This window comes from Rhodobium orientis, assembly GCF_003258835.1.
Taxonomy (GTDB): Bacteria; Pseudomonadota; Alphaproteobacteria; order Rhizobiales; family Rhodobiaceae; genus Rhodobium; species Rhodobium orientis.
Window position 1 is genome coordinate 80,477 of the sequence record NZ_NPEV01000003.1, and the last position, 21,773, is coordinate 102,249.

21 protein-coding genes are annotated in these 21,773 nt (G+C 66.2%); 4 read left to right on the forward strand and 17 right to left on the reverse strand.

Annotated elements, in window-relative coordinates; translation table 11 throughout:
- Positions 1–165: 165 nt before the first annotated feature.
- The 6 genes from rarD to CH339_RS24545 form a co-directional block, all read right to left on the reverse strand.
- Positions 166–1,095 (reverse strand): EamA family transporter RarD, encoded by a 930-nt coding sequence (gene rarD / locus CH339_RS02620; RefSeq protein WP_201240979.1) that lies wholly within the window; start codon positions 1,093–1,095, stop codon positions 166–168.
- A gap of 4 nt (positions 1,096–1,099) precedes the next feature.
- Complete coding sequence (gene cimA / locus CH339_RS02625; protein WP_111432723.1) at positions 1,100–2,734, reverse strand: citramalate synthase; 1,635 nt, start codon at positions 2,732–2,734, stop codon at positions 1,100–1,102.
- Between the two features lie 3 nt (positions 2,735–2,737).
- On the reverse strand, positions 2,738–3,247 hold the full coding sequence (locus tag CH339_RS02630; protein ID WP_111432724.1) for a GFA family protein: 510 nt from the start codon (positions 3,245–3,247) through the stop codon (positions 2,738–2,740).
- Between the two features lie 22 nt (positions 3,248–3,269).
- A complete protein-coding gene (locus CH339_RS02635; protein WP_111432725.1) occupies positions 3,270–3,656 on the reverse strand; it encodes a VOC family protein in 387 nt (128 codons plus the stop codon).
- A gap of 20 nt (positions 3,657–3,676) precedes the next feature.
- Positions 3,677–5,056 carry a cysteine--tRNA ligase gene (gene cysS, locus CH339_RS02640; RefSeq protein WP_111432726.1) on the reverse strand — a complete coding sequence of 460 codons (1,380 nt, stop codon included), beginning with the start codon at positions 5,054–5,056 and terminating at the stop codon, positions 3,677–3,679.
- A gap of 78 nt (positions 5,057–5,134) precedes the next feature.
- Entirely contained in the window at positions 5,135–5,299 is a 165-nt protein-coding gene (locus CH339_RS24545; RefSeq protein WP_170138374.1) for a hypothetical protein, read from the reverse strand.
- Between the two features lie 89 nt (positions 5,300–5,388).
- Here CH339_RS24545 and CH339_RS02645 point away from each other — a divergent pair, with 89 nt between their 5' ends.
- On the forward strand, positions 5,389–5,670 hold the full coding sequence (locus CH339_RS02645) for a hypothetical protein (RefSeq protein WP_146610096.1): 282 nt from the start codon (positions 5,389–5,391) through the stop codon (positions 5,668–5,670).
- A 75-nt stretch (positions 5,671–5,745) separates the two neighbouring features.
- Here the strand turns inward: CH339_RS02645 and CH339_RS02650 are convergent, their stop codons facing one another.
- From CH339_RS02650 to CH339_RS02665, 4 genes are all read right to left on the reverse strand, one after another.
- A complete protein-coding gene (locus CH339_RS02650) occupies positions 5,746–6,261 on the reverse strand; it encodes a CreA family protein (RefSeq protein WP_111432728.1) in 516 nt (171 codons plus the stop codon).
- Positions 6,262–6,404: 143 nt separating this feature from the next.
- The gene (locus CH339_RS02655) at positions 6,405–7,355 is read right to left on the reverse strand and encodes an MBL fold metallo-hydrolase (protein WP_111432729.1); all 951 of its coding nucleotides are present in this window, start codon (positions 7,353–7,355) and stop codon (positions 6,405–6,407) included.
- A gap of 48 nt (positions 7,356–7,403) precedes the next feature.
- The gene (locus CH339_RS02660) at positions 7,404–8,432 is read right to left on the reverse strand and encodes a fumarylacetoacetate hydrolase family protein (protein WP_111432730.1); all 1,029 of its coding nucleotides are present in this window, start codon (positions 8,430–8,432) and stop codon (positions 7,404–7,406) included.
- A 73-nt stretch (positions 8,433–8,505) separates the two neighbouring features.
- Positions 8,506–9,675, reverse strand: a complete 1,170-nt coding sequence (locus CH339_RS02665) for a homogentisate 1,2-dioxygenase (RefSeq protein ID WP_111432731.1) — start codon at positions 9,673–9,675, stop codon at positions 8,506–8,508.
- 220 nt (positions 9,676–9,895) lie between these two features.
- On the opposite strand from CH339_RS02665, the gene CH339_RS02670 reads away from it, so the two are divergent.
- From CH339_RS02670 to CH339_RS02680, 3 genes are all read left to right on the forward strand, one after another.
- Positions 9,896–10,441, forward strand: coding sequence for a MarR family winged helix-turn-helix transcriptional regulator (locus tag CH339_RS02670; RefSeq protein ID WP_111432732.1), 546 nt, complete (start codon positions 9,896–9,898; stop codon positions 10,439–10,441).
- Entirely contained in the window at positions 10,438–11,073 is a 636-nt protein-coding gene (gene maiA / locus CH339_RS02675; protein WP_111432733.1) for a maleylacetoacetate isomerase, read from the forward strand. Before CH339_RS02670 ends, maiA begins: the two co-directional genes overlap by 4 nt.
- A 273-nt stretch (positions 11,074–11,346) precedes the next feature.
- Positions 11,347–12,609 carry a DUF2865 domain-containing protein gene (locus CH339_RS02680; RefSeq protein WP_146610097.1) on the forward strand — a complete coding sequence of 421 codons (1,263 nt, stop codon included), beginning with the start codon at positions 11,347–11,349 and terminating at the stop codon, positions 12,607–12,609.
- On the opposite strand, the gene gltX is transcribed toward CH339_RS02680, so the two are convergent.
- The 7 genes from gltX to CH339_RS02715 form a co-directional block, all read right to left on the reverse strand.
- Positions 12,563–13,933, reverse strand: a complete 1,371-nt coding sequence (gltX, locus tag CH339_RS02685) for a glutamate--tRNA ligase (protein ID WP_111432735.1) — start codon at positions 13,931–13,933, stop codon at positions 12,563–12,565. The two genes, CH339_RS02680 and gltX, sit on opposite strands and share 47 nt — an antisense overlap.
- On the reverse strand, positions 13,930–15,639 hold the full coding sequence (locus tag CH339_RS02690; RefSeq protein WP_111432736.1) for an NAD+ synthase: 1,710 nt from the start codon (positions 15,637–15,639) through the stop codon (positions 13,930–13,932). Before CH339_RS02690 ends, gltX begins: the two co-directional genes overlap by 4 nt.
- A gap of 640 nt (positions 15,640–16,279) precedes the next feature.
- Positions 16,280–17,119, reverse strand: a complete 840-nt coding sequence (locus CH339_RS02695; protein WP_111432737.1) for a DODA-type extradiol aromatic ring-opening family dioxygenase — start codon at positions 17,117–17,119, stop codon at positions 16,280–16,282.
- 92 nt (positions 17,120–17,211) lie between these two features.
- Positions 17,212–17,679, reverse strand: a complete 468-nt coding sequence (locus CH339_RS02700; protein ID WP_111432738.1) for a GFA family protein — start codon at positions 17,677–17,679, stop codon at positions 17,212–17,214.
- A 176-nt stretch (positions 17,680–17,855) separates the two neighbouring features.
- Positions 17,856–19,238 (reverse strand): class II 3-deoxy-7-phosphoheptulonate synthase, encoded by a 1,383-nt coding sequence (locus CH339_RS02705; protein ID WP_111432739.1) that lies wholly within the window; start codon positions 19,236–19,238, stop codon positions 17,856–17,858.
- A gap of 181 nt (positions 19,239–19,419) precedes the next feature.
- On the reverse strand, positions 19,420–20,325 hold the full coding sequence (locus CH339_RS02710; protein WP_111432740.1) for a DMT family transporter: 906 nt from the start codon (positions 20,323–20,325) through the stop codon (positions 19,420–19,422).
- A gap of 225 nt (positions 20,326–20,550) precedes the next feature.
- Complete coding sequence (locus CH339_RS02715; protein WP_111432741.1) at positions 20,551–21,612, reverse strand: cytochrome-c peroxidase; 1,062 nt, start codon at positions 21,610–21,612, stop codon at positions 20,551–20,553.
- Positions 21,613–21,773: the final 161 nt, after the last annotated feature.

Consider the following 21,773-nt stretch of genomic DNA (forward strand, 5'->3'; position numbering starts at 1 on the left):
GCCATACGGTCAGGTCATTGCAGATCGTCATCGCGAGGAGGCCGCAAGGCCGACGCGGCGATCCAGGCCAACTTGCTCGGAGCGCGCAGCTCTGGATTGCCGCGCTCGCTTCGCTCGCTCGCAATGACGGCGAGAGGACCGACCCCAAGACCTGCGCCAGCGCACCTACACCGTCTTCACAGGCTCCGGCGGCCGTTTCTTGCGCAGGGAGGCGATCGAGAAGACGGCGAGCGCGACCCAGATCAGGGCGAAGCTGGCGAAGCGCTCGGCCGACAGCGGTTCGCCATAGACGAGGACGGCGAGCGCGAACTGGATCGAGGGCGCCAGATACTGCAGCAGCCCGACCACCGTCAGGGTCAGCCGGCGGGCGGCAAAGGCGAAGAGGATCAGCGGCAGCGAGGTGACGATGCCGGTGCCCAGCAGCAGGGCGACGTCCACCGGACTGTCGGTGAAGTGGCCCGTGCCGGTCGCTTCCAGCCAGACGACATAGGCGATGCCGAGCGGCAGGATGAGGCTGGTCTCGATGAACAGGCCCGGCGAGGCGCCGACCGGGGTCAGCTTGCGGACATAGCCGTAGGCGGCGAAGGAGCAGGCGAGGAACAGCGAAATCCACGGAAAGCCGTGCAGGGTCGTCGCCTGGATGACGATGGCAACGACGGCAAGGCCGATGGCGACGCGCTGACCGGTCGAGAGCCGCTCGCCGAGCAGCAGAAAGCCGATCATCACCGAGACCAGCGGGTTGATGAAATAGCCGAAGCTGACGGCCAGCACCTGGTTCTGGGCGATCGCCCAGACGAAGACCAGCCAGTTGATTCCGATGATCGATGCGGAGAGCAAGAGGCGCAGCAGCACCCGCCGGTCGCGCAGCGCCAGCAAAACCTCGTTGAGGCGCCCGAAGGCGACGAGGAACAGGCCGACGAAGAAAACCGTCCAGACGATGCGGTGGGCGATTACCTCGCTGGCCGGCACATGGGCCAGCCATTTGTAGAAGATGACCGAAAAGCCCCACAGCACATAGGCGGTCACGCCGGAAATGAATCCGGCGCGGATGCTGTCTGCCTCGCTGCTTGGCGCCCCCGCCGTGCCGACCGCCACCGGATCAGGCCGTGGCGGCGATCGGACGGACCTCGCCCCTGGTCTTCTGGATGAGCAGGTAGACGACGGAATCGACCAGCGCCTGGAACGAGGCATCGACGATGTTGGACGAGACGCCGACGGTGAACCAGCGCTCGCCCGTGCCGTTGTCGCGGCTTTCGATGAGGACGCGGGTGACGGCGCCGGTGCCGCCATTCAGGATACGGACCTTGTAGTCGACCAGTTCCAGGTCCTCGATCAGCGGCTGGTAGGGGCCGAGATCCTTGCGCAGGGCGATGTCGAGGGCGTTGACCGGGCCGTTGCCTTCGGCGACCGACATCAGCATGCGATCCTCGATCTCGACCTTGACCACGGCCTCGGAGACGGTGATCAGTTCGCCGATGGCGTTGAAGCGGCGCTCGACCATCACCCGGAAACTCTTGATGTCGAAGAATTTCGGCACCTCGCCGAGGACCCGCCGGGCGAGCAGCTCGAACGACGCATCGGCCGCCTCGTAGGCATAGCCGGTGGACTCGCGCTCCTTGACGACGCGCAGCAGCTCGTCGAGACGGCGGTCGCCCTTGTCGACGGCGATGCCAAGGCGCTCCAGCTCGGCAAGCAGGTTCGACTTGCCGGCCTGGTCGGACACGAGAACGCGCCGCTTGTTGCCGACGGTCGCCGGCTCGACGTGCTCGTAGGTCTTGGGGTCCTTCAAGAGCGCGGAGGCATGGATGCCGGCCTTGGTGGCAAAGGCCGAGGCGCCGACGTAAGGGGCGTGGCGGTCCGGCGCCCGGTTCAGCATCTCGTCGAAGACGTGCGAGACGTTGGTGAGGTCGGCAAGGGCCGCATCGGTGATGCCGATCTCGAAGCGGTCGGCATATTCCGGCTTCAGCTTCAGGGTCGGGATCAGCGATGTAAGGTTTGCATTGCCGCAGCGTTCGCCGAGGCCGTTGAGCGTGCCCTGGACCTGGCGCACGCCGGCGCGCACCGCGGCCAGCGAATTGGCGACGGCCTGTTCGGTGTCGTTGTGGGCGTGGATGCCGAGACGGTCGCCGGGGATGTGCTCGATGACCGTCGTGACGATCTCCTCGACCTCATGGGGCAGCGTGCCGCCATTGGTGTCGCAGAGAACCACCCAGCGGGCGCCGGCCTCATAGGCCACCTTGGCGCAGGCAAGCGCATAGTCCGGGTTGGCCTTGTAGCCGTCGAAGAAGTGCTCGCAGTCGACCAGCGCCTCCTTGCCGGCCTCGACCGCGGCCTCGACCGACTGGCGGATGCCCTCAAGGTTCTCCTCGTTGGTGGTGCCGAGGGCGACCTTGACGTGGTAGTCCCAGGATTTCGCCACATAGCAGATGGCGTCGGACTTGGCGTCGAGCAGGAGCCTGAGGCCCGGATCGTTGGAGACCGAGCGGCCGGCCCGCTTGGTCATGCCGAAGGCGGTGAAGGCGGCCTTCTTCGTGCGCTTTTTCTCAAAGAACGCGCTGTCGGTCGGATTGGCGCCCGGATAGCCGCCCTCCACATAGTCGACGCCGACGCGCTCCAGGAGCTCGCAGATGGCGATCTTGTCTTCCAGCGAGAAGTCGATGCCGTTGGTCTGCGCGCCGTCTCTAAGCGTCGTGTCGAAGAGGTAGAGGCGTTCCTTGGTGGCTTGGCTGGTCATGTTCTAGTCCTTTTGACCTGTCGTCCCGTCCGCCGGATGCGTCCAGGTCTCGGTATCCCGGTCGGGATGCTGGTAACTCGTCACTGTGTCGAGGAACGGAGCTGCTTCCATGTCGTCCTCGGTGCGCTTTTCGGGCAGCGCACAAATCCCGTCGACAAAGGGCAGCTTTGCCTCGATGCCGAACTGAACGGTGGGCATAATTTCAACCGGACGGTCGAAGGCGCCGATTGCAAGCGCCAGGCCGTCCGGGGCCTCATAGGTGAGCGGCGTGCCGCAGGCGGGGCAGAAGCCGCGCGTGGCGTGGTTGGAACTCCGGAAGCGCTTCGGCGCCCCCCTCGTCCAGGTGACGCGCTCGGCGTCGACGCTGACGAGCGGGGCGTAGAAATGGCCGAACGCCTTCTGGCACATGCGGCAATGGCAGATCGAGGCCTCGCCGAGCGGCCCGTCGACGCGGAACCGCACGGCGCCGCACTGGCAGCCGCCGGTCCGGATATTTTCCACGGTCTCGCTCATCGTTTCGGTCTTTCCTCGGTGCCTATTGCGGCGCGTGGCACACGGCTTCGATGTTGTGGCCTTCGGGGTCGAGGACGAAGGCGCCGTAGTAGTTCGGGTGGTAGTGGGGTCTCAGCCCCGGCGCGCCGTTGTCGGTGCCGCCCGCGGCCAGGGCCGCCTCATAGTAGGCGTCGACCAGGGCGCGGCTTTCCGCGCCGAAGGCGATGTGCTGGATCGGCGTCTGCCGGCCGGTCCCCGTCAGCCAGAAAAACGGCTTGCCGTCGACGCCGAAGCCGGCGCCCGCGAAGGAGCCGGTCATTTCCACGGTGACTTCCATGACCAGCGAAAAGCCGAGCGGGGCGAGCGCTGCCGCATAGAACGCCTTGGCGCGCTCGTAGTCAGCAACGTTCAGCGAAATGTGGTCAATCACATGGTGGCTTATTGGGCGGCTCATCGCCGTACCTCCCAGGTGGTTCCCTGCGGGCCGTCCTTGAGGACGATCCCGCTTGCCGCAAGGTCGTCGCGGATGCGGTCGGCCTCAGCGAAGTTCTTGTCCTTGCGCGCCGTCTTGCGGGCCTCGATCAGGCGTTCGATCTCGCCGGCGTCGACTTCCGGCTCGGCGGCGGTGCGGGCGGTCCAGTCGCTCGCGGTCTCTTCCAGGAGGCCGATGAGGTTGGCGCTCGCCTTCAGGGACGCCGCCCCCTCCCCGCCCTTCGCCGCGGCGCGAAGGCCGTGCAGCGCGGCGATCGCCTTCGGCGTGTTGAGATCGTCCGTGAGCGCGGCGACGACGTCCGCATCGGGCTCGGCCGCCGGTCCGGCATCGCCGATAGCATCGTACCATCCATCGAGGATCTTTGCCGTCTCAGAAAGGCCCTTTGCCGTCCAGTCGATGGGCTGGCGGTAATGGGTGCGCAGCATGTTGAGGCGCAGCACCTCGCCCGGCCAGTCCTTCAGAAGGTCGTGGATGGTGATGAAGTTGCCGAGGGATTTCGACATCTTCTCGCCCTCGACCTGCAAAAAACCGTTGTGGAGCCAGTAATTGGCCATCACGTCGGTGCCGTGGCAGCAGCGCGACTGGGCGATCTCGTTCTCATGGTGCGGGAACTGCAGGTCGATGCCGCCGCCATGGATGTCGAAGACCTTGCCGAGGTGCTTCCAGCTCATCGCCGAGCATTCCAGGTGCCAGCCCGGACGGCCGCGGCCCCAGGGGCTGTCCCAGCCGGGCTCGCCCTCGGCAGACGGCTTCCACAGCACGAAGTCCATGGCGTTCTTCTTATAGGGCGCGACCTCGACGCGGGCGCCGGCCTGCATTTCATCGAGCGAGCGCCGCGACAGCCGCCCGTAATCGTCCATGGACGGCACGTCGAACAGGACATGGCCGTCGGCGGCGTAGGCGTGGCCGTTTTCCACCAGCTTTTCGACCATCGCGATCATCTCCGCGATGTGCTCCGTCGCCCGCGGCTCGACGGTCGGCCGCAACACGTTGAGGGCGTCGATGTCATCGTGGTAGACACGCGCGGTCTCTTCGGTCAGCTCGCGGATGGAGATGCCGCGCTCGGCAGCGCGGGCGTTGATCTTGTCGTCGACGTCGGTGATGTTGCGCACATAGGTGACGTGGTCGGCGCCATAGAGGTACCGCAATAGCCGGAACAGGACGTCGAAGACGATGGCCGGGCGCGCATTGCCGATATGGGCGAAGTCGTAGACCGTCGGCCCGCAGACATACATGCGGACGTTTGCCGGATCGATCGGCGAAAACGCTTCCTTTTCCCGGCTCAACGTATTGTAGAGCTTCAGGCCCTTGAAGCCGGTATTCTGCCCGTCTGGCATGACTCACCCCTTGCCGGCTGACCGGGGCGTTCGCTTTTCGTCATGGAGTCGAAGGAACGGCCGCAGCCAGCGTGATCGCTAGCCGTCGATAATCTTGCAAATAATGCAGGTCGCCGAAGTCGGCGTGGCCGTGTTCATAGCCATCGTTTTGCCGATTTCGCGGTGAAGGTCAAGGCGCAATTGCCGCAGTGCCACCTTTGGTCGCTCCGTGGCACTAATGCTTAACGTGGTGTTAACCGCCATGAACGATTCCTGAATGGCGATCTCAGCGCGAATTCAGGCGCAGTGCGCTACCCCTTTGGGCGTTCACTGCGTATCAGGAGGTCCAGCAGATGTCCGTTCGAGCCGCCCACGCGATGCCGGCATTCTCGTCCGAAAGTCCCGTCCACGTGCTTGCGCGCGGCGAGCGCCGGCGCGGCGCGCGGGCCAGCGACCTTGCACGGCTCGCGCTCATCGCCCTTGTGTTTGCCGCGTTCTTCGCCGGGCCGGCGGCCTATGTCTCCATGGCCGAGAAGGGCAAGGCGCCGAAGACCTTTGCCGAGGCGCAGACCGCCGTCTGCCAGACCGCCCAGAGCCAGTGCGGCGACGTCGTCGGCTCCATCAAGAAGCCCTGACGCAACAACGGCGCCCGGTTCCCGGACGCCGTTTCTTTTCCTTCCCATCGAAAATTCGGTATTCCGGGGCCGCGCTCAGTCGTCTACCCAGTCGGAACAGCGCGGCGCCGGCTGGTCGCCCCAGGGCATGATCGGCACGGTCGAGGTGGAGTTCTTCGGCGAGCCCTCGATGAGCTTGTCGGAATAGACCAGATAGACGATGACGTTGCGCTTCAGGTCGCAGCCGCGCACGATGCGCATCTTCTTGAAGAACAGCGAGCGGCGCTCGCGGAACATCTCGTCGCCCTGCTCGAACTTCTCCTTGAAGGTGATCGGCCCGACCTGGCGGCAGGCGAGCGAGATGTCCGAGACCTCTTCGGCAACGCCCAGCATGCCCGAGACACCGCCCTTTTCGGGCACCGAATAATGGCAGGCGACGCCGTCGATCAGCGGGTCGTCGAGGCCGTAGACCGCCAGCTTGTGGTCCGGCGTCAGCATCTTCCAGACGGTCGACTTCTTGAAGATCAGGTCGGGCTCTGCGGCAAGCGCGGGGGCGGCGACCGCGGCGGCGACAATGGCGGCCAGCAGTCCCTTCATCATGTTTCGAAACATGGACAATCCTCTCTTAATGGAAATCACTGCAAGGAGAACCGATTGGCGGCCAACCGGTTCCCTCAGGTCAGCATCCCATATGGGACCGCCCAATGACGTTTGCGAGACGGGCGACGCGTTGACGCCCCATCCGTGCCGATCGCTCAGCCCTGCAGTTCGGCCCACATCTCCTGGTCGCGTTCCGCCGTCCAGATGCGCGGATGGGCGATGCCCGAGGCCTCATCATAGGCGCGGGCGACGTTGAAGGGCAGGCAGTGCTCGTAGATGGCGTAGGAGCCGAAGCGCGGATCCATCTCCGCCCGGCAGGCCTCGAACGCCTCCTTCATCGTCATCTTCTTGGCGACGGCCGACGACACCGAGCCATAAAGCGCGGCGAGAAAGTCACGGGTCAGCGCGACCGCCTCGTGGACCTGGTCCGACGAGGTCAGGGCATCGCCCCTGCCCGGCACCAGCGCCTTGGGGTTCATCTGGGCGAGGCGCTCCAGCGTCTTCGGCCAGTCCTGAAGGTGCGCATCGCCGCAATAGCAGGCCGAGTGATATTCGACGAGGTCGCCGGAATACATGACGTCGGAATCCGGCACCCAGGCGACGATGTCGCCCATGGTGTGGCCGCGGCCGAGATGGATCAGACGCACCTCGCGGCTGCCGAGGAAGACCGACATGGAGGTGGCGAAGGTCGCCGTCGGCCAGGTCAGGCCCGGAATGCTCTCGGCATTCTGGAAGAGGCGCGGGAAGCGGCCGTATTCGGAATCCCAGTCCTCCTGGCCGCGTTCGACGATCAGCGAGCGCGTGAGATCCGAGGCAATGGTCTCGGACGCATGGTAGGCCGAGGCGCCGAGCACGCGCACGGCGTGGTAGTGCGACAGCACCACGTATTTGACCGGCTTGTCGGTGACGGAGCGGATCTTCTCGATCACCTTGTCCGCCATCGCCGGCGTTGCCTGGGTGTCGATGACCATGACGGAGTCGTCGCCGATGATGACGCCGGTATTGGGGTCGCCCTCGGCGGTGAAGGCATAGAGGTCGCGGCCGATCTCGGTGAAGCTGACGTTCTTTTCTTCCATGTCGCCGACGGAGGCGAAGGCTTTGGCCATGGGGCTGTTCCTTTTTTGTGACGTTCGGCAGGCTGGAGGCGTCTCTGCCTATTCTGATCTGTTCCGGACCCACTGAACCACGGTCTGATCGATGGCGCCGAAGATGCTGTTGTCGTTGTCGTCGCGCATGTCGATACTGACCCGGTCGCCGACGCGCATGAAGGGGGTCGACGGCTTGCCGTCGGCAATGGTCTCGATCATGCGGATTTCCGCAATGCAGGAATAGCCGACGCCGCCGTCCCTGACAGGGCGCCCGGCGCCGCCGTCGACGTCGCGGTTGGAGACCGTGCCGGAGCCGATGATGGTGCCGGCGGCGAGCGGCCGCGTGCGGGCGGCGTGGGCGATCAGCTTCGGGAATTCGAAGGTCATGTCGACGTCGCAGCGCGGGCGCCCGAAGATCTCGCCGTTGTAGTCGACCCGCATCGGCAGCTTGATCTTGCCGCCGTCCCAGGCCTCGCCGAGCGCATCGGGCGTCACGGCGACCGGGGAGAAGGCCGAGGAGGGTTTTGATTGGAAAAACCCAAAGCCCTTGCCGAGTTCGCCGGGGATGAGGCCGCGCAGGCTGATGTCGTTGACCAGCATGACGAGCTTGATGTGGCCGGCTGCTGCGTCCTCCGCCACGCCCATCGGCACGTCGTCGGTGACGACCGCGACCTCGGCCTCGAAATCGAGGCCCCAGGCCTCGTTGAGAAGCGGGATCGCCTCGCGCGGGCCGATGAAACTGTCGGAGCCGCCCTGATACATCAGCGGATCGGACCAGAAGCTATCGGGGAGCACCGCGCCGCGGGCCTGGCGGACGAGCTGGACGTGGTTCACATAGGCCGAGCCGTCGGCCCATTGGTAGGCGCGCGGCAGCGGCGAGAGGCACGCCGCTTCGTCGAAGTCCATGCCCTCGATCTGGCCGAGGAGCAGCCGGTCGGCGAGGTCCGCAAGGCCGGGCTCGGCCGCCGCCCAGTCGTCGAGGGCGGCCTGCAGGGTGCCGGCAACGGCGCCGGCAGGGGTGTAGCGGGAAAGATCGTCGGTGACGACGACGAGCTGGCCGTCGCGGGTTCCGTCTCTAAGGCTTGCGAGTTTCATCGGGCACCAATGTTGTTCTTGGGTCGGGCGGAGGACACCCGCGGAATGCGCCGGGATGGCGTTTCGTTCCCGATCACTCGGCGGCCTTCGGGCGCGCCGGCGGGCGGACCGGGCCGTCTGCCACGTTCCAGGAGCGGGCGTAGTCCTTGAACTCGGTCGCCTGGGCGCCAGCACCGGGCGTCAGCGGATCGCGGGTGTCGATCATCACCGCATATTCGTCGGTCATCGGCTTGGACTGCTCGTACATGCGCGACAGGGCCTTGGGGTGCGGGCCGTGTGTGAAGCCGCAGGGGTGGAAGGTCATCATGCCCGGATGGATGTTGTCGCGGCTGAAGAAATCGCCGTCATGGTAGAAGATGACCTCGTCATAGTCGTCATTGTTGTGAAAGAACGGCACCTTCAGCGCGCCCGGGTCGGTCTCGAAGGGGCGCGGCACGAAGGTGCAGATGACGAAGCGGCCGGCGACCCAGGTCGAGTGGGCCGAGGGCGGCAGGTGATAGCGGTGGGACATCAGCGGGCGGATGTCGGTCACGTTCAGCCGGACCACCGAGAGATCACCGTGCCAGCCGACGGCATCGAGCGGGTTGAACGGATAGATGACGGTGGAGACCTCGCCCATGCGCTTGATGAGGACGTGCCACTCGCTCTCGTCCTGCTGGGCCTTGAAGGCGTCGTCGATGACCGGCGTGTCGAGGATCGCCTCGTCATAGACGGCATGGCGGCCGACCATGCCGCGGTCCGGCGTGCGATAGGTCGTGCCGGTGGCCTCCACGGCGAGCAGCATCACCGGCTCGTCGGGCACGATGCGCCACATGGTGGAGCGCGGCAGCACGATGTAGTCGCCCTTGCCGAAGCGCAAATGGCCGTAGTCGCAATAGAGCGAGCCGGAACCGGCGTGGATGAACAGCAGTTCGTCGCCGTCGCCGTTGCGCAGCAGGTAGTCCATCGGCTTTGCCACCCGCCACAGCCGGATCAGCGTCGACGCATTGGACAGCACCGCCGGTGCGTCCCAAAGCGTCTCGCCGCACTCCGTCAGCGTGTTGAGGTCGAAGGCGCGCGGGCGCAGAGGGCCTGACCAGTTGGTCCAGCCGGTTGGCGCATGGCAGTGATACATCATCGTCGCCGGGCCGAAAAAACCTTCCTTGCCGAGCTCGCGCTCGAAGGTGCCCTCCGGCAGGTCGACATGGGCCTGGCGCGACGCGGCGCCCTCGATGCGCGGAAACGAGATGTAGTTGGACGACATTGTCCCCTCCCTTTTTGCCCTCGTTGGCGGGGCCCTGCTGTTGCCGGGCCCTTGGTCGCCGCCGGTCTTTGCCGGCTTTGGCGCGCCGCCCGACGGGCCGCGGCGCCTTGACGCACCTCGATAATTAGTTTCGACTGTAACCAATGTCAATGCGCCCGGAGTTGCGCGTTTTCGCTATGTCGCTTAGGAAAAGTCCAACGACCCAAAAACGAGGCGACACTTGACCAGGGGAACACTTGCTGCGCCCGGCACCAGCCGGACCGCCGACGACGGCCTGCGGCTGGAATCCTTCCTGCCCTACCGGCTGAACGTTGCCGCCGAGACCGTCAGCCTGGCGCTGTCGCGGCTCTATGCGGAACGCTACGGCATCGGCATTCCGGAGTGGCGGGTGATCGCCACCCTCGGCCAGTACGACACGATGACGGCCAAGGACGTCGGGCTGCACAGCCAGATGCACAAGACCAAGGTGTCGCGCGCCGTCGCCTCGCTCTTGCGCAAGGGCTTCGTCGAAAAGCGCGCCAACCCGCTCGACAAGCGCGCCGCCTTCCTGTCGCTGACGGCAAAGGGGGAGACGACCTATGCGGCGCTGGTGCCGCTGGCCCGGGCGTTTTCCGAACGGCTTGCGGCCGAACTGGACGGTACCGACATCGCGGCGCTGGAGGCGGCCCTGCAGCGGCTCGGCGAGGCGGCCGCACGGGTCGCCGAGGAGATCGCCGGCGAAGACCGGCCGACGTCCGGCGATGGCAAACGCGAGGCACGGCCATGAAGCTCTACAGCTATTACCGCTCGTCGGCGGCCTATCGGGTGCGCATCGCCCTGGCGCTGAAGGGCCTTTCCTACGACTACCGGCCGGTGCACCTCGTCGCCGGCGGCGGCGAGCACCTGCAGCCGGCCTACGCCGCGATCAATCCGCAAAAGCGGGTGCCGACGCTGGAGCTGGACGACGGCACGCACCTGATCCAGTCGCCGGCGATCCTGGAATTTTTGGACGAGCGCTATCCGGAGCCGCCGCTGCTGCCCGCCGACCCGGAAACGCGGGCGAAGTGCCGGGCGATGGCCGCGATTATCGGCTGCGACATCCATCCGCTCAACAACAGCTCGACCCTCGCCTATCTCAAGGGCCCCTTCGGCCAGGACCCGGACGCCGTCTCGGCCTGGTACGCGCATTGGGTCCACCAAGGGTTTTCCGCCATAGAGCAACTCCTTGGAGAGACGCCCTTTGCCTTCGGCGAGGCTCCCGGCATGGCCGACCTCTATCTGGTGCCGCAGGTCTACAATGCGCGCCGGTTCAAGGTGCCGCTCGACGCCTTCGCGAAGATCGTCGCGATCGACGCGCGCTGCGCCGAGATCGAGGCCTTCCGGATCGCCCATCCGGACGCCCAGCCAGACGCGGTGTAGCCGGCGTATCCACGCGCCGTAAAGAACGGTTTACCGCGTTTTCCGCCTTTAATTGCGCGCTAGCCCCGCTGCCGGCATACTTTGACCATCGACATTGGCCGAATTGTCCAATGGCGTGGCGTTGCCGGACGGCATGCGACGGAGCCTGGGGTAGGATCCGGCGCGTTTTGGCGTCTTTCCCCTTCGAAGGGTCAGATGCGACCGGACGGCCGCCCGTGGGGTATGAAGTAACGCGTTCGGGACGGGACCCGGAATATGTCGATTGACCGGCCCTTGGCATTTCTGCTGGCAGGCGTTGTCGCCGCCGCGACGCTCGGCGTGCCGTCGTCCGAGGCGGCGGCCCAACGCGCCAATTGCGCCCGGCTGGAGGCCCAGCTCGCCCGGGCGGAGGCGTCCGGCGCACGCGGCCATTCGCGCAAGTTCGACAAGTGGAACCGGGCCGTCGGCAAGCAGCGCCAGGCGCTGAAGCGCGCCCGCTCCCAGGCGCGGCGCGGCCGCTGCACGGGCAGCCTGTTCGGCCAGCCGCAGGCGGGCTGCAACGCGCTGATGGTCAAGATCGACCGCATGGAAGCCAATCTCGCCAAGCTGGAACGCGGCCGCGACCGCCACGCAGGCGGCGGCGGTAACGGCAGCAAAACGGCCCGCATTCGCGCCAAGATGCGCCGCGTCGGCTGCGGCCGCACCACGACGCGCCAGGCCAATGCCCGCGAGGACGGACGCTTGCGGGTGTCCTCGTCCGAAAAGCCAAAAAGGCGCGGTCTCCTCGGCCTTCTCTTCGGCGGCGAGCGGCACGAGCGCTCCTCGGCCAGGGTCCGCGAAGTGCGGCTCGAGGACGAGCGGGGCGGCGGCTGGCGGGCCGGCACGGAACGGGTCAACGACCGCTGGACGTTCGAGGATGAAAACAGCGACGGCGAAGCCTTCGGCAGGCGGCGCTATCTGCCCGGCTTCTACGGCAACTACCGGACGCTCTGCGTACGCACCTGCGACGGCTACTATTTCCCGATCAGCTTCCGCACCACCCAGGAAAAGTTCGCCCGCGACCAGGCGGTCTGCGCGGCGATGTGCCCGTCGGCCGACGTCCGGCTCTACGTGCACCGCAATCCGGGCGAGGAATCGGAAGACATGGTCTCGGTCGACGGCGAGCCCTACACCGAGCTTGAAACCGCCTTTGCCTATCGCGACAGCTTCAAGCCGGAATGCACCTGCGGCCAGATCACCAGCACGCTGAAGAAGATCCCGGTGCATGGCGACGGCACGGGCCTTCGCGAGATCACCCTGTCCGGCGAGTCCTTCCAGGGCCCGGACGAGAGCATCTTCCGCGACAGCCTGCCGGCTGTGAAGACCGCCCGCGTGCCGGACCCGAAACTGCCCTTCGACGCCGACCCGGATACCATCCTCAACCTCGAAGGCGGATTTACGGACGTGCTGGCCAAACGAGCCGAAGAGTTGAAGACGGGCAAGACGGAAGAGACAGCAGACGCAGCGCCGGTCAAGCGGGTCCGCCAAGTCGGGACATCGTTCTACGCCGACCAATGAACGGCAGCAGGCGGGCAAGCTCCGGCCCGTGATCGAGGCCGGTCAGCGCCAGCCGCAGCGGCATGAAGAGCTGTTTGCCTTTTCGCCCGGTCTTCTCCTTCAGCGCCGACGTCCAGGCCTTCCAGGTGGTCTCGTCCCAGGGCTCGTCCGGCAACAGGTCGAGGGCGTCTGCCATGAACGGGCGGTCCTCTTCGGCAACGACCGGATCGATGTCGCCGTCCACCACCTGCCACCAGTCGGCAACGTCGGCGAAGACCTCCAGATTGCCGCGTACCGCCTCCCAGAAATCCTCCCCGCCGGCAACGCCGAGGATGGCCAGCCGGTCGGTGACGTCCTCGTAGTCGAGGCCATGCAGCATCCGCGCGTTAAGGCTTTTCAGTTCCTCCGGATCAAACCGGGCCGGCGCCCGAGAGATGCCTTTGAGGTCGAACATGCCGGCGAGTTCGTTGAGGGATGCCACCGGGGCGACCGCATGGGAGGTGCCGATGAGGACGGCGTGGGCGGCGATCGCCAGCGGCTCGTAGCCGGCGTCGCGCAGCGCGCCGACGGAGAGCGAGCCGAGGCGTTTCGACAGCCCCTCCCCGCTCGCCGTCGTCAGGAGATTGTGGTGACCGAAGCGCGGCGGGTCGGCGCCCAGCGCCTCGAACAGGCAGAGCTGCACGGCCGTGTTGGTGATGTGGTCGTCACCGCGCAGGACTTCCGTCACACCGCAGTCGATGTCGTCGACGATGGAGGGCAGCGTGTAGAGGTAGCTGCCGTCCTCGCGGATCAGCACCGGGTCGGAGAGCGAGCCGATGTCGACGCTCTGGGGGCCGCGGCAAAGATCGTCCCAGGCAATGTCCCGGCGCGCGATCTCCGCCGGATCGCCGTCGTAATTCGGCAGCAGGAAGCGCCAGTGCGGCTTGCGGCCGTCCGCTTCCAGGGCTGTCCGTTCCGCGTCCGTCAGCTTCAGGGCGGCGCGGTCATAGACCGGCGGCTTGCCTTGCGCCCGGCGCAGGCGCCGGCGGCGCTCCAGCTCCTCCGGCGTCTCGTAACAGGGATAGACGAGCCCCGCCGCCTTCAGCTTTTCGGCCGCGGCGTCGTAGGTTGCGAGCCGTTCCGACTGGCGGATGGTGCGGTGCGGGGCGATGCCGAGCCAGCGCAGGTCCGTCTCGATGGCCTCGGCGAATTCGGGCCGGGAGCGCTCCTTGTCGGTGTCGTCGAAGCGCAGGAGGAAAGTGCCGTCGGTCCTGACCGCCTCCAGCCAGTTGATGAGGGCGGTGCGGGCATTGCCGATATGGATATGGCCGGTCGGCGACGGCGCGAAGCGGACGGTGGCGCTCATGAGGTGGCTTTCGGGCCTTTGGCCGTGGCGCCGTTGCGGTCGCGGAACCGGTTGGTGATCGGATAGCGGCGGTCGCGGCCGAAATGCTTGCGCGTGACCTTCACGCCCGGCGCGGCCTGGCGGCGCTTGTACTCGGCGATGTAGAGCAGGTGCTCGACCCGGTGGACGAGGTCGCGGTCATGGCCCCTGGCGACGATGTCGTTCACCGGCATCTCGTTTTCGACCAGGCATTGCAGGATGTCGTCGAGCACCTCATAGGGCGGCAGGGAATCCTGGTCGGTCTGGTTCTCGCGCAGCTCCGCCGTCGGCACCTTGGTGATGATGTTCTTGGGGATCACCTCTCCCGCCGGCCCGAGCACACCCTTCGGAAGGAACTCATTGCGCCAGGCGGCGAGCTTGAACACCTCGGTCTTGTAGAGGTCCTTGACCGGATTGAAGCCGCCGTTCATGTCGCCGTAGAGCGTGGCGTAGCCGACGGAGACCTCCGACTTGTTGCCGGTGGTGACGACCATGGAGCCGAACTTGTTGGAGACGGCCATCAGGAGCGTGCCTCTGGTGCGCGACTGGATGTTCTCCTCCGTCACGTCCGGATCACGGCCGGAAAAGAGAGGGCCAAGCGCCTCTGAGAACCCTTCCACCGGCTCGGCAATCGGCACGATGTCGTAGCGCACGCCGAGCGCTTCGGCGCAGGCCGCCGCATCGCCGAGGCTTTCCGACGAGGTGTAGCGGTATGGCATCATGATGCAGTGGACCCGGTCCGGCCCGAGGGCATCGACGGCCATTGCCGCGCAGACGGCGGAATCGATGCCGCCGGACAGACCAAGCACAACGCCGGGAAAGCCGTTCTTTTCCACATAGTCGCGAAGGCCGAGGACGCAGGCGTTCCAGTCCGAGGCGGCGCGGTCGAGGAGCGGCTCCATCGGCCCCTCGACGCAGCGCCAAGGCGCGTCGCTATCCTTCTTCCAGACCGTCAGCACGACGGACTCTTCGAAGTCGGGCATCTGGAAGGCGAGCGAGCGGTCGGCGTGGAGGCCGAAGGACGCGCCCTCGAAGATCAGTTCGTCCTGGCCGCAGATCTGGTTGAGATAGACCAGCGGCAGGCCGGTCTCGACGACCCGGGCGACCATCACCTGCAGGCGCAGATCCGTCTTTTCGTGCCAGTAGGGCGAGCCGTTAATGGACAGCAGCATCTCCGCGCCGGTCTCCATCAGGCATTCGCAGACCTCGTCCGACCAGCCGTCCTCGCAGATCGGCACGCCGAGCGACAGGCCGCGGAACTGGATCGGCCCCGGCAGACCGCCGGCCGCGAAGACGCGCTTTTCGTCGAAGACGCCATAGTTCGGCAGGTCGACCTTGTAGCGGGTGGTGACCACCCTGCCCTCGTCGAGGAGGCAGACGGCATTGTAGACGCCGCCCTCGTCGCGCCACGGGGTGCCGATCAGCATCGCCGGTCCGCCGTCGGCGGTGTCCTTTGCAAGGTCGTGCACCGCCGCCTCGCAGGCCTCGATGAAGGCCGGCTTCAGCACCAGGTCCTCGGGCGGATAGCCGGCGATGAAGAGCTCGCTGTAGAGCACCATGTCGGCGTCCATGGCCGCCGCCTCGGCGCGCGCGGAACGCGCCTTCGCCGCATTGCCGGCGATGTCGCCGACGGTCGGGTTGAGCTGGGCCAGCGCCAGGCGGAAGGTGTCGGTGATCGGATGGGTCATGGTCCCCGTTTAGCGCGGGGCGCGGAGCGGGACAATGGGATTCGGGGATGGGCGCGTGCCTTGCCCCCTCAGCCTCGCCCCGGCAAGGTGATTGGCGGGCGAGAGTACGCACGGGCCATCGCACCTCTTCCGACGTCTTGCCGAGTGGTTCAGATACGTTCGTATCTCGCGGTGACGTTCGTCATGCCACCGAAACCCCCTCTGGATTGCCGCGCTCGCTCCGCTCGCTCGCAATTGCGAGCGCAGCGAAGCAATCCAGGCCGCCTTGGCGACATCGCACGGCATACCGAGGGGACAGGCCAATGGCCCCGGGTCTCGCTACCCTCGCCCGGGGTGACGACGGCGTTTGCGGCCGGCGAAAAAGGCTATCAAGTCAGCCGCATCGGGGACCGTTGGTGAGGAAGTGAGTCAACGGGCTCACAATCCGATTCAGGCAAGCACGGCACCATGAGACGGTGATTCAATCGCTTCACAAACCGATTCAACGAGCTGCGCGTCACTTGAAGTCCTGATTCAAGTAGGCGCCGCAAACCGGCCGTTCTTGCCGTCCCGCATCCTTCAGAAACTGATTCAAGTGCGGGCGAAAAGGCGAGTCGTTTGAATCCCTTGCCGCCCGCTCCTGAGGCGCCGATTCACATGGTTAACAAATCGATTCAACTTCGCTGGAAACGCCGTCCAGTTCCGCCACCGTGCCGAAGGCGAAGCAGTCCATGGCGAGCGCGCCGTATTGCGCGGAGGAATGGATGCGGCGGCCGGACGCGGCCGGCCCCGCAGCACCGAGGGCGACGAAGATCGGCAACAGGTGCTCGTCGGTCGGGTGGTTCTGCAGCGCGAAGGGCGCCCTTGCCCGGTAGTCGAGGAGATCGTCGACGGCGCCCTCAGACAGCCTGTCGGCGAACCAGTCGGCAAAGCCCTTGACCCAGTCATGGGCCGGCCCGCCCTTGTCATCGCGGCCGTGCCGGAACGCTTCGCGCAGATTGTGGGTGAGCGCGCCGGTGCCGACGATGAGGACGTCCTCGTCGGCGAGCGGGGCGAGCGCCCGACCGAGCGCGAGGTGGTGGGCCGGGCTCATCTGTGGCTGCACGGAGAGCTGGACGACCGGCACGTCGGCGTCGGGAAACAGGAGCATCAGGGGCACCCAGGTGCCGTGGTCGTAACCGCGGTTGCGGAGCTCATCGGCGGTCAGGCCAGAAGCGGCAAGGCGCCCGGCGATGTCCGATGCAAGCGCGCGGTCGCCCGGGGCCGGATAGACCATCTCATAGAGGCGCGGGTCGAAGCCGCCGAAGTCGTAGATCATGCCCGGTGCATCGTCGACGACGACCGCCGGCCGGCGGGTCTCGAAATGGGCCGAGACGGAGACGATGGCGCGCGGCCGCGGCAGGCTCGCGCCGAGGGCCTTCAGGTGGTCGCGGGCGGGGGTGTCGCGCAGCACCAGGTCGGGGGCGCCGTGGGAGATGAAAAGCGGCAACTGGCGGGCCATGGCAGAATCCTCACGGGATCAAGAGAAGCGTTCCGCCTTCAGATAGGATGCGCTCCGGCCTCCGGCCAAACCCCGGGATGTGAAAACATCGTTCACTCTTGCGAGCCGCTCTCCCCGCCCGGTTCGGTCGGAGCGGTCATTGCCGCACGCTCGTCCTTGGCGATGGTGACGTCATATTGCGGCGGGCCGTCGCCGATCTCGTAGTAGTCGCCCTTGTCGGCAACGAAGATGTGGGCGACCGTCGTGAGCCCGGTGGGCGCGTCGAGGGTGCCGGCGAAGATCGACATGGTCGCCCGGCCCGCCGGCTCCCAGAAGAGCTGCGAGCCGCAGGTCTTGCAGAAGCCGCGCCGGGCCGAGTCCGATGCCGCATACCAGGTGAGGTTTTCGGCGCCGGCGATCGTCAGGGCGTCCATCGGCACCTGTGTCGCCGAGACATAGTGGCCGGACTGCTTGCGGCACTGGCTGCAATGGCAGGCGACGACCTGGCGCGCCGGGCCGGCGATCTCGTAGGTGACGGCGCCGCAAAGGCACGCGCCGGTGCGCTTTGGTGTGGTGTCCATGTCCGTATCCCCCTTCGTGACAAGACAAAGGGCGCGACCGGCAGGACCGCGCCCTTTTTTTAGTCGAACGGCATTGACCGCGACTGATAGCGCCAGCGGAAAAGCCGTCTTTCCCATATCCTCAGAGCGCTCCGAACTGACGGTCGTCAATGCCGTTCGGATCGATCACGTTCCGCCTATTGGGCGGCGACGTGGCGCTCCGGATGGGTGTCGCGCTCGCGCTTCAGGTTCTCCGCGATCAGGAAGGCCAGCTCCAGCGCCTGGTCGGCGTTCAGCCGCGGGTCGCAATGGGTGTGGTAGCGGGCCGACAGGTCGTCGTCGGAGATCGCCTTGGCACCGCCGGTGCACTCCGTCACGTTGGAACCCGTCATCTCGATGTGGATGCCGCCGGCATGGGTGCCCTCGGCGCGGTGGACGGCGAAGAAGTTCTCCACCTCGGCCAGGACCCGGTCGAACGGCCGCGTCTTGAAGCCGGAATTGGCCTTCACCGTGTTGCCGTGCATCGGGTCGCAGGACCACAGCACCTTGCGGCCCTCGCGCTCCACGGCGCGGATGAGCTGCGGCAGGTGGTCGAACACCTTGTCGGCGCCGAAGCGCGAGATCAGCGTCAGCCGGCCCGGCTCGTTGGCCGGGTTGAGGATATCGATCAGCCGGATCAGGTCTTCCGGATCGAGCGAGGGGCCGCATTTCAGGCCGATCGGGTTCTTCACGCCGCGGGCGAACTCGATATGGGCGTGGTCGAGCTGGCGGGTGCGGTCGCCGATCCAAAGCATGTGGCCGGACGTGGCGTAGTATTCACCGCTGGTGGAATCGATCCGGGTCAGCGCCTGCTCGTAGCCCAGAAGCAGGGCCTCGTGGCTGGTGAACAGGTCCGTGGAGCGAAGCTGCGAGGTGCTGTCCGGGTCGATGCCGCAGGCGCGCATGAAGGCCAGCGTCTCGGTGATGCGGTCGGCGATCACCTGGTAGCGGCTCGACTGCGGGCTGCCCTTGACGAAGCCCAGCGTCCACTGGTGCACATGGTCGAGATTGGCATAGCCGCCCTGGGCGAAGGCGCGCAGAAGGTTCAGCGTCGCCGCCGCCTGGCGGTAGGCCATGACCATGCGTCGCGGATCGGGCTCGCGGGAGGCCGCATCGAAGGCGATGTCGTTGACGATGTCGCCGCGGTAGCTCGGCAGCGCCAGTTCGCCCTGGGTCTCGAAGGCGGCGGAGCGCGGCTTGGCGAACTGGCCGGCGATGCGGCCGACCTTCACCACCGGCGAGGCGGCGGCATAGGTGAGGACGACGGCCATCTGCAGGAAGACGCGGAAGAAGTCGCGAATCCCGTCGGCATGGTGCTCGGCGAAGCTCTCGGCGCAATCGCCGCCCTGGAGCAGGAAACCGTGGCCACTGGCGACCTGTGCGAGTGCCGCCTTCAGTTTGCGGGCCTCACCTGCAAAAACCAGCGGCGGAAAGGTCGACAGAAGCTGCTCGACCTCGGCAAGGCTTTCCTTGTCCGCATAGTCCGGCATCTGCTGGACCGGTTTTTCGCGCCAACTTGCAGGGCTCCACTGGGTGTTCATCTCAACGTCCGTCCGAGTGAATTGATCGGATGCGCGGGGGCCGCTTTTTTCTTCGGAACGGCATTTCGTCGCGCCGCGCGGTTATACACAGGCGTCGCCCCTTTGACCACACCTGCGGGGCGAAAACGCCCTTGTCCGCCGCCCGCTTGCGCAGACCGCGGCGATGTCTTCCAGCCGGCCCCTAGATCCGTCGCCGGTGCGCCGCCGACGGTGTCGTGAGGGCGATGAAGACCGCCCCGGCGACGATCAGCGCCGCGCCAATAAGCGCGGTCAGGCTGAGGCCGACGCCGAAGAGGAGGAAATCATAGACCGCGGCAAAGACAAGCACCATGTAAAAAACCGGTATCACGAGGCTGGCATCGCCGAGCCGCATGGCGTGGATGAACAGCGCCTGGGCCGAGACCATGACGGTGCCGAGGACGACGAGCAGCCCCCATTGGGAGGCTGCCGGCGCGGTCCAGACCGTTGCCGCGGCAATCGCCGAGACGGTGGCGCCGATGGCGTTGTTGATCAAAAGGATGCGCAGCGGCGGCTCGCTGCCGCTGAGGCGCTTGATGAAGATCGCCTCCGTGCCCATGAAGGCGGCGGCGGCGAGCGCCAGGAAGGCGGCCGGCCGGAACGCCTCCGTGCCGGGCTGCAGCAGAATCAGCGCGCCACCCATGGAGAGCGTCGCGCCGGCCCATTTGCGGATCTCCGAACTCTCCTTCAGGAGCAGGATCGCCAGCGTCATTGTGACGAGCGGGCTGAGGAAACTGATCGCAGTTGCCTCGGCGAGCGGCATGCGGGCGGCGGCGGCGAACATCGACGTGATGCCGAGCCAGCCGCACAGCGAGCGGCCGATATGCCAGCGCCAGCGCGCGCCGGCGAAGTCGGGCCGGGCTGCGGGGCGCAGGGCGATGACAACGAGGAGCGCCAGCAGTGCGAAGGCGAAGCGGCCGGCGCTGACCTGAAAGGGATGGAGCCCGGAGACGCCGGGCTCGCCGACGCCGAGCACCTTGGCGATCAGCGTCGTCGCGCCGACCAGCGCACTGGAGCCGGCCATCGCCAGCATGCCGCGCGCCGTGTCGCGGAAGGTGTCGCTCGCCATGTGATCGGTCCCGCCGGAGGAATGCGTCTGAATGCTCCGGCGGAATGCAGGCTATGGCGGCAGAAGTCCAGCCCAAAAAGGAACGGACCCGCACGCCTTTGAAAAAGCGCACGGGCCCTTGGGTGTCTCCTTCCGGCCGAGCGGGTGGGGAGGCGCGGGCGCCGGAGGGAGGACCGGTGTGCGCCCGGGGCCGAGAGCCGTCCCGGGCGCGGTCTCTTCAACTCCTTACTGGGCGATCATGGCTTCCGGACGCGGGGTGTCGGCGGTCTCCACCGGCAGGACCGGATAGGTCACCGTCGGCATTTCGCCGGTCAGCGTCTTCAGGAACGCGGTGATGGCCTTGACTTCGTCGCCGGAGAGGTCTTCGCCGAGCTGGGCCGTGCCCATGATGGCGACGGCCTGTTCCAGATCCCAGACCATGCCGGAATGGAAGTACGGCGCGGTCAGCTCGATGTTGCGCAGCGGGCCGGCGCGGAAGACGTATTCCTCGTCCGCCGTCTGGGTCACAGCAAAGCGGCCCTTGTCGTTCGCCGGCAGGATGTTGGCGCCCGGCTTCTCGACGACGCCGAACGGATAGTAGCCGTTGCCGCCGACATTGAGGCCGTTGTGGCAGGAGGCGCAGCCCTTATCCATGAACAGTTGAAGGCCTTCCCTCTCCTGATCGTTGAGGACGGCAACGTTGCCTTCCAGGAACTGGTCGAAGCGCGAGGCGGGGGTGATCAGGGTCGCCTCGAAGGCCTCGATGGCCTTGGCCATATTGTCGAAGTTGACCGGATCGGCCTCGCCCGAGAAGGCGCGGGTGAAGCGCTCGACATATTCCGGCAGGCTCTTCAGGGTGGTCTCGACGCGCTTCGGCGTGGAGGCCATCTCGACGCCGGCCTGGACCGGACCCTTGGCCTGAGCTTTCAGGTCTTCGGCGCGGCCGTCCCAGAACTGGGCGATGTTGAAGACCGCGTTGAGCACGGTCGGCGCGTTGCGCGGACCCTTCTGCCAGCCGTGGCCGATCGAGGTCTCCAGATTGTCGTCACCACCCATGCCGAGATTGTGGCAGGTGTTGCACGAAATCAGCGCAGAGGACGAGAGCCGCGGGTCGAAGAAGAGCATCTTGCCGAGCTCGACCTTCTCATGGGTGACCGCGTTGTCCTTGACTGCCGGTACTACCGACGGAATCGGCTTGAAATAATCCTTCGCCTCGTTCAGCAGCGCATCGTCTGCCAGAGCTACCGAGCCTGCTGCGAGCATGGTGGCGGCAAATACCGCGCACAGCCCCGTGGCTTTCCCGAACATTGTCGTCTCCTTATTTGGTTGCGAATTCGCATACGCTTGCGGACGGTATGATATTAGAACCCTTCCTAACTGAACGCATTGAGGGACCGCATTGACACATTAGAAGCGTTCGAATAAACTCCATAAAAGTCTATTTTAGCTATGTATTTTGGTTTCATAAT